The 10,998-nt window shown below is 64.6% G+C and carries 9 protein-coding genes; 8 read left to right on the top strand and 1 reads right to left on the bottom strand.

All coding sequences use genetic code 11. The features are described 5' to 3' along the window. The first annotated feature begins 981 nt into the window (after positions 1-981). The 7 genes from EHS19_RS09975 (at position 982) to EHS19_RS09945 (ending at position 7,420) form a co-directional block, all read left to right on the top strand. The gene (locus EHS19_RS09975) at positions 982-2,064 is read left to right on the top strand and encodes an ABC transporter ATP-binding protein (RefSeq protein ID WP_151917614.1); all 1,083 of its coding nucleotides are present in this window, start codon (positions 982-984) and stop codon (positions 2,062-2,064) included. Further along, positions 2,061-2,828, top strand: a complete 768-nt coding sequence (locus tag EHS19_RS09970) for an ABC transporter permease (RefSeq protein WP_151917613.1) — start codon at positions 2,061-2,063, stop codon at positions 2,826-2,828. The genes EHS19_RS09975 and EHS19_RS09970 overlap by 4 nt, the downstream gene beginning before the upstream one ends. Continuing rightward, complete coding sequence (locus tag EHS19_RS09965; RefSeq protein ID WP_175578418.1) at positions 2,825-3,715, top strand: ABC transporter permease; 891 nt, start codon at positions 2,825-2,827, stop codon at positions 3,713-3,715. The genes EHS19_RS09970 and EHS19_RS09965 overlap by 4 nt, the downstream gene beginning before the upstream one ends. A gap of 114 nt (positions 3,716-3,829) precedes the next feature. Further along, positions 3,830-4,780 (top strand): L-lactate dehydrogenase, encoded by a 951-nt coding sequence (locus EHS19_RS09960; RefSeq protein WP_151917611.1) that lies wholly within the window; start codon positions 3,830-3,832, stop codon positions 4,778-4,780. A gap of 41 nt (positions 4,781-4,821) precedes the next feature. Further along, positions 4,822-5,673 carry an HAD hydrolase family protein gene (locus EHS19_RS09955; protein WP_151917615.1) on the top strand — a complete coding sequence of 284 codons (852 nt, stop codon included), beginning with the start codon at positions 4,822-4,824 and terminating at the stop codon, positions 5,671-5,673. Positions 5,674-5,789: 116 nt separating this feature from the next. Further along, a complete protein-coding gene (locus EHS19_RS09950; protein WP_151917610.1) occupies positions 5,790-6,245 on the top strand; it encodes a PH domain-containing protein in 456 nt (151 codons plus the stop codon). Positions 6,246-6,436: 191 nt separating this feature from the next. Continuing rightward, positions 6,437-7,420, top strand: coding sequence for a cobalt transporter (locus EHS19_RS09945; protein ID WP_151917609.1), 984 nt, complete (start codon positions 6,437-6,439; stop codon positions 7,418-7,420). Between the two features lie 48 nt (positions 7,421-7,468). Here EHS19_RS09945 and EHS19_RS09940 read toward each other — a convergent pair whose 3' ends face one another. Then, on the bottom strand, positions 7,469-8,347 hold the full coding sequence (locus tag EHS19_RS09940; RefSeq protein ID WP_151917608.1) for a pyridoxamine kinase: 879 nt from the start codon (positions 8,345-8,347) through the stop codon (positions 7,469-7,471). A 432-nt stretch (positions 8,348-8,779) separates the two neighbouring features. Between EHS19_RS09940 and EHS19_RS09935 the strand changes: the two genes are divergently transcribed. Next, on the top strand, positions 8,780-10,096 hold the full coding sequence (locus EHS19_RS09935; protein ID WP_151917607.1) for an O-acetylhomoserine aminocarboxypropyltransferase/cysteine synthase family protein: 1,317 nt from the start codon (positions 8,780-8,782) through the stop codon (positions 10,094-10,096). The last annotated feature ends 902 nt before the right edge of the window (positions 10,097-10,998 follow it).

The raw sequence follows: 10,998 nt of genomic DNA, 5'->3' as shown, positions 1-10,998 counted from the left end.
GGTGAAGCCGCAATCGTGTGCATACCACGTATAAGAGAGGTTGCTGATCGTGTGTGTGGGACGTATGTCTGCGTGATCGTGTGCATGGAATGTGCGTGAAACGTCTGTTTCGAGCCTGCTCGTATACGTCCCATGCACACGATGCCAACACGGTATACGTCCCATGCACACGACGGGCTGTGGAGACTCGATTGGCCAGACGGACACGATGGGCTGGGGGATCCTCGTCACGGTCACAGGGAGCGGGGGTCGGTCACAGGGAACGCCAGCGCCCCGTGACCAAGGTGCCAGAAACGCTGCAGTACCAAGGTTTTCATTGAGCGGTCACGGGGAGCGACCCGCGCCCTGTGACCAAACCTGCACCATGCCACGCCAGTGGTACGGGATGCGGAATGTGCGTTGCCATAGCATGGTTGCCTCGTTGCGGGATCATCTTGCGCTCACAGGGCGGTCGGACGCGAGACCCAGCCAGCTGGGCGTTCAGCGCGAGTTCACGCCAAGCCATGCCATGCCGAGCCATATCGCCCGCATGACTCCCGCTTGTCACGCGACGCCAATAACGCCGAAAATCGCGCTGCGTGACAGACCGTGGCATTCCGTCGTCATGGGCCATAATCACACAATGGCGGAATTCCAATGGTTCGAACCAGGCTGAAGCCGGTTCGCAGCTGATACGCGTGTCACGAGACGTGAAAACCGGGCAAAATGTCGTCGCGTGACAAGATGGACGCGCCTGCGCGCGCAGCCTGTCGGCTCGCCGGTCGGCTCGCACAGCACTTGCAAACAGCTCCGCTGTTTGCTTCACGGTGCTGTCCGACAAGGGAAGCCAACGACGCTGGAATCAACGAACTTCTGACGCAGGACACTGGTTGACTGAGTTGCAATTTGGCGCGAGGGTACGTATGGTAAGGCTGCTGCCCGGATGCTTTCGTCTTGCCGTATCGATTCGATCTCTTCTTTAGGTCTAAGGTCGTGAGAGTTATGAGTAATGACGCAGTTGAACCGGATTGCATGACCGTGCTGCGGATGGCCGACGTCACCAGATCGTACGGTGCTCGGGATCATCGGCGTCAGGTCGTGCGGGGACTGTCGCTCACGGTCGAGCGGGGGCGTATCGTCTGCCTGCTCGGGCCGAACGGCGCCGGCAAGACGACCACGGTGAAAATGGCCTCTACGCTGCTGTTGCCCGACAGCGGCGAGATCAGCGTGTGCGGCGTCGACGCGATCCGCGACCCGTTCAGGGCCAGGCGTTACCTGTCGCTGCTGTTCGGCGGCGAACGCGGCTTCTACGCGAGGGCCACCGCGATCGACAATCTTCGCTTCTTCGCGCGGGTGGCGGGCGTGCCGTGCCGCCTGATCGAAACGCGCGTGCATGAGGCGCTGGAGCGCGTGAACCTGCTCGACAAGGCGAATGAGAGGGTGGAGACCTTCTCGCGTGGCATGTGCCAGCGCCTGCACATTGCGCGCACACTGTGCTCGAAGTCGCGCCTGGTGCTGCTCGACGAGCCGACCACCGGACTGGACCCGCAGAGCGCGCTCGAGGTGCGTGATCTTATTGCAGGACTTCGCGACGAGGGGGCGGGCATCCTGCTGACCACGCACTCCATGCCGGAGGCGGAAGTGCTCGCCGATAGCGTCAACGTGATCCGCGAGGGGCGGATCATTGCCGTGGGCACAGTGCACGAACTGTCCGAACGACTGCGCATCGACGGCGTGGGCATGTACATGGACTTCGACATCGGTGACGGCGACCATGATGAAGGGATGCGGCGGCTGGCCGCGCTGCCGGGCGTGCGCGGCGTCGACGCGTCGTCACACGGCGGCGTATGGTCGTTCAACCTGATCTGCCAGGGCGGTGAACCCGATCTTGAACGGGTGCGCGAGGCCGCCGGACTCCCGTCGCTGCGGCGGCTCGGATGGCGGCCGGCCACACTTGAGGAGCTGTATCTGGCGTTGCTTCGCACCGACGATAACGGCCACGTCGACCATGTCGGCCACGTTAAGCACGGCGGCGAGCTCACCGGCGGAAACGCGGACGAACCCGCCGAGGGGGAGGCCGCATGATGGACGGCATGATCCGCATGGCATGGTTCCACATGCGCAATCTGTGGTCCACGTCGTTCTTTCTGGAGACCGCGATCGCCTCGCCGCTGAGCTTCGCACTGCTGCGGCTGATCGCGGCGCGGTGGGCCGCCGCACCGAGCCTGTGGCTGGATGCCGCTGTGTGCGGCCTGTGGTCCACCACCACGCTTGCGGTCGGTCTGATCGGATTCCAGCGTTATCAGGGCGTGTTGAAGTATCTGACGGTCAGTCCGCTGCCGTTGTGGCGCGTGTTCGCGCCGTTGGTGGCCGCGGCGACGCTGATCGGCGTTATCGGGCTGCCGATCTCGTTCGCCGTGATCGTTGTGGCCGGACTGCTCTCCGGCCATGATCCGGTGCCGTTCGCCGGCCAGTCGATCGGCCTGCAGCTGATCGGCTATCTGCTGGCCGTGGTCGCGTGCTGCGCGTCGGCCATGCTCCTTTCGTCGATCTTCGTGCTTTCGCGCAGCGCGATCGCGTTTGAGCCGCTGGTGCTCATCCCGGTGTGGATGCTGTGCGGCATCGTGATGCCTATCGGCCTGTTTCCGCCGTTCCTGCGCGTGGTCGCATTGCTGCATCCGCTGACCTGGGCGGTGTGGATCGGCCAGCAACGGTCGTTCGGTCCGCTATGCGCATGGGCGGTCGCCGGCTGTCTGGCGCTGTGCGGCGCGTATCTTGCGGCTGCCGGCAAGGGCCTGCACGTCGCGCTGCGGCGCGCCTGCGTGGAAGGGACGCTGGATCTATCATGAAGGACGAGAGAATCATGAATCCCGGAAACGTCGGGAATATCGGAACCACATTGGCCGCAGGAACCGCGGCGGGCGGCCGTCGGCTGGGGTCGTCGTTCGCGGTTGCGTTCCGCATGACGCTGCGCTCGATGCCCTCGATGGGTTCGGTGCCGACCACGATCGTGCAGATCGTCGCCGCTCCCGTGTTCAACACACTGTTCTACATGATGCTTGCATGGTCAGGCGCGCTGCTGGCCGACCCGTCGGCTTCGGATGGAGCCGGACCGGCCATCGCCGCGCTGGTCGGCTCCGGCTGCGTGGGCGTGTGCACCCTGGTCGCCGAGACGCTTGCCAACGACCGATTCGAGGGCACCATGCCGTACATGCTGCTTGGCGGTTCGTCCGCGCTCGTGCTGTGGGCTGGACGCATCGGCGCGATGCTCGTCGTGGGTGTGCTGAGCGATCTGGCATCGCTGCTCGCCGTGATGGCGACGGTCGGTCCATTCGCGTTGTCGTGGGCGCACTGGTTGCTGGTCGCCGCGCTCATTCTCGTCTCCTCGCTGGCATGCCTCGGCGTGGGCCTGTTGGTGGCCGTGGCCTCGCTTGCCATGAGCGACGAGCTGTTCCTGTCGAATACGGTGGGATATGTGCTGCCGCTGGTGTGTGGCGTGGTCGCGCCGGTGAGCGTGTTCCCGCGGCCGTTCGCCGCCGTGCTGTACGTGCTGCCGCTGCCGTGGCTGACCGACGCGGCGCGCGATCTTGCGGCCGGGGACGAGGTCCGCGCCGGCATCGGCATGGGTGTGGCCGTTGCGATTGGCGCGGCTTGGGGGCTGCTGGCCGTGATCGGCAGGCGGCTTGCCATGACGATCAACCGACGGCATGACAACGTGACCGGTCTGGGCATCTGAGCACCGGCAGATCGCCGCTAGGTTGCGGTACGGTCGCGGTACGGGCCACGATACAATCATGTTCGTTCAGGACCGGTCGAGCGTATGGCCGGCAGCAGGCAGAGGGGAGCGATCGTGGTAACCGCCAACCGCAACAAGGTAGTCATCGTCGGAACCGGGCAGGTGGGCGCGACCGCCGCCTACGGGATCGTCACGCACGGACTGTGCAACGAGCTCGTGCTCATCGACCACAATCCGGCGAAGGCGCTCGGCGAGGCGCGTGACCTCGACGACGGCAGCGAGTTCCAGGATCGTCACGTCAAGGTGCGTGCCGGCGACTACGGCGACTGCGCCGACGCCGACATCGTCGTCATCACCGCCGGTCGACGCCCCACCGGCAAGGGCGGGCGCCTCGCCGAACTCGGCTTCACGGTCGGCGTGGTGCGCGACATCGTCGATCAGGTCATGGCATCCGGTTTCGACGGGGTGATCGTCATGGTCTCCAACCCGGTGGACGTGCTCGCATGGTACGCGTGGAAGCGCTCCGGTCTGCCGCGCACGCAGGTGCTCGGCACCGGCACCGCGCTCGACACGTCCCGTCTCAAGACGATCATCGGCGAGCAGACCGGACTCGATCCGCGCAACGTCGGCGGCTATGTGATGGGCGAGCACGGCGATTCGCAGTTCGCCGCATGGTCGACCGTCTCGCTTGGCGGCAAGCCGTTCGACCGGTTCCTTGCGGACAACCGCGACCGCTTCTCCTCGGTGTCCACCGACGAGCTGGCGATGATGACCCGGCAACGCGGCAACGAGGTCGTCGCGGCCAAGGGCGGCACGAACTTCGGCATCGCGTCGACGATCTGCGGCATCGTACAGACGATTCTGTGGGACGAGCGGCGCATCGTGCCCGTATCCACGCTGCTTGACGGCGAATACGGCGAGCACGACGTGTTTCTCGGCGTGCCCACCGAGCTGCGTGCGAACGGTGCGAACGAGATCGTCGAACTGGATCTGACCGACGAGGAGCTGGCGAAGCTGCACGCCTCCGCCCGGATCGTGCGCGAGCATTGCGAGGGACTGCTGTGACGGGCGCGGCGAGCAGGGGGACTGGCGGCGCAGGCAACCCTATCTCGGCTCGGCTCGACGACATCCGCCTTGTCGTCGCCGACCTCGACGGCACGCTGCTGCACGGCGCGCCCACGTTCGAGGAACGCTATCTGACCGAACGCTCGGCCGAAACGATCCGACGCATGCACGACGAGACCGGCGTCCGGTTCGCGATCTCCACCGCGCGCCCGGTCAGCACCGGCCTGGCGTTCGCCGAACGTCTCCCGGCCGATGCGGTCGTCTATCTCAACGGCGCGCTCATCGACTTCGATCCCGCGCATTCCGACATGCGACTGCTCACCGGAGCACGCACGGCAGCGCCCGGCCAGCTTGTCAAAGTCGGATTCGACTCGCATCGCGCATGCGAGGTATGCCGCATGATGCTCGCCGCAATCCCCGATCTGGAAATCGGCATCGTCATGGACGACGTTCGATACACCAACTTCGACGTGCGCAAATACTGGCGTACCCAGACGTGGCGGCTGACCGACTTCTCGGATGCCGACGTGCCTCAGGGCGTCGCCGACAAAATCATCATGTTCCCGACCGCAGCGCAGCGGGAGCGCGCGCGGGCGCTGATCCCGGACGACTTCGACCTGTCGATCTCCGAAGGCACGCTGTGGATGCTGATGAATCCGAAGGCCAACAAGCGCGACTCGCTTGCCACGCTGTGCGAACGGCTGCACGTGGGGCCGGAGACGGTCGTATGCTTCGGCGATGATCTGGTCGACATCGGCATGATGGGGTATGCGGGGCATTCGGTGGCCGTGGCGAACGCGAATCCCAAGGTGCTCGCCATCGCCGGCGAGATCTGCCCCGCCAACGACGACGACGGCGTGGCGCGGTGGCTCGAGGAGCATCTGCTCGGCTGATCGTTGGGTCGATTCTGATCGAGATGACTGGTCGAGATGACTGGTCGGCCCAGATCGGCGGTACAATGGGCTCAATGCGCGGGCATGGGGTCCGCCGAAGGCGAGGGGAGCGCAACATGGCTTCGAATGCAGCGGATGGCGACGTGATCTGGACACAGCGCAAACGCAACTGGTGCCGTACGCCGTTCACGTTCACCGTGTATACGCTGACCGCCGACGAACTGGCGGTCAAGACCGGCGTGCTCAGTCAGCGGTTCGACACGACGAAGCTGTTCCGCATCGTCGACATCACCATTCAGCGTTCGCTCCTGCAGCGCATGTTCGGTCTGAGCACGATCGTCATCGACGCGATGGACCAGTCCTCCGGCGGCAGGATCATATTGAAGAACGTGATCGACGGGTTCGCCGTGCGCAAGACCATCCAGCATGCGGTGGACGTGGCCCGCAATGTGAACCGGGTCAGCACCCGCGAGTTCATGGGCGACGGCGTTGCCGGCGCGGGGTCTGAATTCGCGGGCTACGCCGGGCAGGATCTCGACGGCGACGGATACGCCGACTATCCCGCCCAGTGACCGGCTCCCGTAACACCGGCTCCCGTAGCGCCGGCGGCGGGGACGGCACCGGACAGCGGCCGAACCGATCGAAGCGGACGACTACGAGGCGAGACCCGCGTGGGGGCGGGGCGCGAGGCTCGTCGCGCTCGCGACGGCGGCGGTCACGCGCGGGCGCGACGCGTAGCAGCAGGTCGCACCGCGGCATCGGCATGCGCGCACGCACCCGTTCGCTGCGGCGCACGCTTGTTCATCTGGTGGCGGCCGTGTGCGTGATCGCTGCCGTATGCGCCGCACTGGTCTATCTGCCTCCGCTCGTATTCCATGCCGACAAGCCGCAGCGGCAGTCCTATGATGCGATCTGCCGCGCCCAAGGGGCCGATGGGAAAAGCTACACGCTGTCGCCCGATCAGGCGAGGATCGCATCGCAGATCACCCAGATTGCGACCGGCCGTGGATTGCCCGACCGGGCCGTCACCGTGGCGCTCGCCACCGCCATGCAGGAGTCGCGGCTGATGAACCTCGACTACGGCGACCGCGATTCGCTGGGCGTCTTTCAGCAGCGGCCGAGTCAGGGCTGGGGAAGCGCCGATCAGGTGATGGATGTGACCTATGCGGCCAACGCCTTCTTCAACGTGCTCGTCACCGTGCAAGGCTGGCAGTCGATGCCGGTCGAGGATGCCGCGCAGGCGGTGCAGCGCTCCGGATACCCGGATCTGTACGCGCAGTGGGATGGCATGGCGAACGCATGGATGGCCGGGCTGACAGGCCAGCGGCCGGCATCGATCTCCTGTGCGTTTGAACCGGCCACCGCCTCAGATCCGGACGGCTTCGCCACGGCGGTCGCGAATGCATTCCACGGCGTTTCGACGGATGTCATCGCGACGGGGGAGCAGCCCGACGCAACCGTTGCGAACGGCTCCACAAACGGCTCCGAGAGCGACGGCGGTACGAATGATGGCGACAACGACGGCGCATCGCACGCCGGCGGCACGACGACACTGCGACTCATGCCGCCGGCGCAGGGAGACGATGCCCGCCTACGCTGGCGCATCGCCTCCTGGGCGGTCGTTCACGCGCGCCAGTACGGGATGACCCGCATCGCCGTCGGGCAGCTCCACTGGGATCGCGAATCCGGCACATGGACCGGCAAGGGTGACGCGACGGGCAACGAGATCACCGCCACGTTCCGCTGAGTTGCTCCGCTCAACCGGGCCACTGATGCGAATCTCACGGTGCGAATCTCACGCCTTGGACACGAGCGTCGTCAGCTCGCCGAGATTGAGTTCGAAGCTCACGCCGCGCTCCTCGAAGTTCGGCTGATGGCGCGTGCTCTCCATCGCATGACGGACGAATTCGCCGGCGATGCGCGCCGATTCGGCAAGGCCGCGCCCGGCCAGCACCGCGCCGCACAGCGCGGAGGCGAACGCGTCGCCGGTGCCGTGGATCATGTACGGCAGCTTGTCGTGCGCCAGCTCGACCTTGCCGGCGACTCCGCTGGTCGCGCTCGCCACATAGTTGATGATGCGGCCGTCGCCATGATCGATGCCCTTGAGCACCACGTTCCTGGCACCCTGATCAAGCAGCGCGCCAAGCAGCTCGTCGACCGTGTTCTCGTCGATGTCCTGACCCGGATAGTCGCGCTTGGTGAGGATCGACGCCTCCGTCAGATTCGGCATGAGCACGTCCGCGCCGTCGGCCAGCGCGCCCATCGCCTCGCACAGCTCGGGCGTGTACGTCGGATACATCGCGCCGGCGTCGCCCATCACCGGGTCCACCAGACGCAGCGCCTTCGGATACTCGCGGTACAGCCGCTGGATGATCGCCACCTGATCGGCCGAACCAAGGAACCCGGAATACACGCCGTCCAGATCGACGTTCTCCTGACGCCACGCGTCAAGATAGCCGGAGAGAATGTCGGTGGTGTCATGGAACGTGAACACCTTGTAGCGGGTATGCGCGGAGAACAGCGCGGTGGGCACCGGGCACACGTCGCAGCCGGCGGCCGACAGAATCGGGATCGCGGCGGTCAGTGAGCACTTGCCGTAGCCGCACATGTCGTGGACGGCGGCGACGCGCGGAATGTAGTGCGGATCGCGCTCGTACAGAGTGACGTCAGTCATGATTACTCCAATCGACGATCAATCGACAATCAAACCGAAGCCATGCGGCAAGGCGGACGACCTCGCCATGCAGGCAACAGTGCTGAGCGTAGTCCATCAGGCGAACGTGGCGGCATGGCGTTCCACACTGCGCCATGCGCGCATCCGAATTGTCCGCGAAATGCACCCGGCGCGATGCCGACGAGTCCTGAACGCGCCGCGCCGCTTCGGCGTGTCGCGGCGCGTTTCGGGTCGCAACGCTTGCTTTCGAGAGCGGGCGATCCCAATGATTCCAACGGATTATAAGGGTCTATAGGCAACCTCGATAACGTTCGGCTTGCGCCGCATGCAACCCGTCCGTAAGGTCATAGTCAACACCTCGCCAACCGCCGAACACGGCAGGCGGGTGGCAAGGAAAAGACCGTACACGAGCGACCAACCAAGGAGCACACCATGGCCGAGAACAACAAGAAGTACCGTTTTGAAACCCTTCAGCTGCACGTGGGTCAGGAGCAGGCCGATCCGGCGACCGACTCCCGCGCGGTGCCGATCTACGCGACCACCAGCTACGTCTTCCACAACTTCGACCACGCCGAGGCCCGCTTCGGACTGGCCGACCCGGGCAACATCTACGGCCGTCTGACCAACTCCACCCAGGGCGTCTTCGAGGACCGCATCGCCGCGCTTGAAGGCGGCACCGCCGGCATCGCCGTCGCCTCCGGTGCGGCCGCCGTCGAGTACGCCGTGCGCAACATCACCCAGTCCGGCGACCACATCGTCTCCTCCAAGAACATCTACGGCGGCACCTTCAACCTGCTCAAGCACACCCTGCCGCGCGACGGCATCACCACCACCTTCGTCGACCCGGAGGTTCCGCAGAACTTCGAGGACGCCATCCAGGAGAATACCAAGCTCGTCTACTTCGAGACCTTCGGCAACCCGAACGCCGACCTGCCGGACTTCGAGGCCATCTCCGCAATCGCCCACAAGCATCATCTGCCGGTGATCGTGGACAACACCTTCGCCACCCCGTACCTGTTCCGTCCGCTCGAGCACGGCGCCGACGTGGTGGTCGAATCCGCCACCAAGTTCATCGGCGGCCACGGCACCACGCTGGGCGGCGTCGTCGTCGAAGGCGGCAACTTCAACTGGGCCGAGGTGCCGGGCAAGTTCCCGACCCTCACCGAGCCGGATCCGTCCTACCACGGCCTCAACTTCTACGAGGCTCTGGGCGGCACCGCCTTCGTGACCCGCATCCGCGCCATCCTGCTGCGCGACACCGGCGCCACCCTGTCCCCGTTCGCCGCGTTCCTGCTGCTGCAGGGCACCGAGACCCTGTCGCTGCGCGTCGAGCGCCACGTTCAGAACGCGCTGAAGGTCGTTGAGTACCTGCAGACCGTGCCGGAAGTCGAGTCCGTCTCCCACCCGTCCATCGAAGGACGCCGCGACCACGAGCTGTACAAGAAGTACTTTCCGAACGGCGCAGGCTCCATCTTCACCTTCGACATCAAGGGTGGCAAGGACGCGGCCCGCGTCTTCATCGACAACCTGCACCTGTTCTCGCTGCTGGCCAACGTGGCCGATGTGAAGTCCCTCGTCATCCACCCGGCCTCCACCACGCACTCCCAGGAGACGCTGGAGGAGCTCGAGGACCAGGGCATCCACCAGGGCACCATCCGCCTGTCCATCGGCACCGAGAACATCGAGGACATCCTCGACGATCTCAAGGGTGGCTTCGAGGCGGTCCGTGCCTCCGGCCTGGCCAAGTAGTCTGCTCGCGCGGCTGATCGACTGGCTTATCTGCCGATTGGTTGATTGACTGATTTGGCCGATCATACGATTGGCCGCGTGGATGTGGGCAATCGGGGCGCTCGCCCGTTGGGGGATGGGCGTGCGGCTCGCGACAAGGATTTGCCGGACGCTTCGTGATAGGGGTTGGGGCGTTTCAGGCGAAGAAGAAGGGGAATGGAACGGGTTCATGCCGACGTCATGCGGCATGGACCCGTTTTTTCGTTGTTCATGTTGTTTTCCGACTGTTGTTTTCCAACCAAGCCAGGAAATTTCTGATTGATTTCTTGCTTTCAAAGGTATACATACACACGTATATATATCGACACGCCGGCGAATTACGCCCATTGTGACCGTCTCGGCAGACCGTCTCGGCGATCAAAATTCGGGAAAAGAACGGCGATCTCCCGAATCATGTTCACTGAGATTGCGTCAGTGACTGCGTCAGTGACCATTATTCGGGAATCGGGCCCGTTGCTCCCGAATTTTGTTCACTGAGCGGCTGTCAGCGATCGAAATTCGGGAGAAGCGGCCTCGATTCCCGAATTTCGATCACTGGAGAACGCCTCGCCGTGCCTTTCACCGTGCCTTTCACCGTGCCTTTCACCGTGCCTTTCCCCATCGTGTGCATGCAACGGATGCCGCGTGCACTATCCGTGGGCATCGTGTGCACAGGACGTATGCCGTCGGAGGCATCGTGTGCATGCAACGGATGTATAGAACCGCAAAACGCGCGCTTCATGAACGTCCCATGCACACAATCACGTAGATGTACATCCCATGCACACGATCAGCAGCGCCTTATGTACGTGCCATGCACACGATCGACGGCCCGGCACGTCCGGGAGGGCCCCATCATACCCCGATATGTACGTGCCATGCAC

The organism is Bifidobacterium jacchi, from assembly GCF_009078285.1.
In the GTDB taxonomy this organism is placed as follows: Bacteria; Actinomycetota; Actinomycetes; order Actinomycetales; family Bifidobacteriaceae; genus Bifidobacterium; species Bifidobacterium jacchi.
Note: the sequence above shows the minus strand (reverse complement) of the source record. Positions and strands in the feature narration are given on the sequence as shown.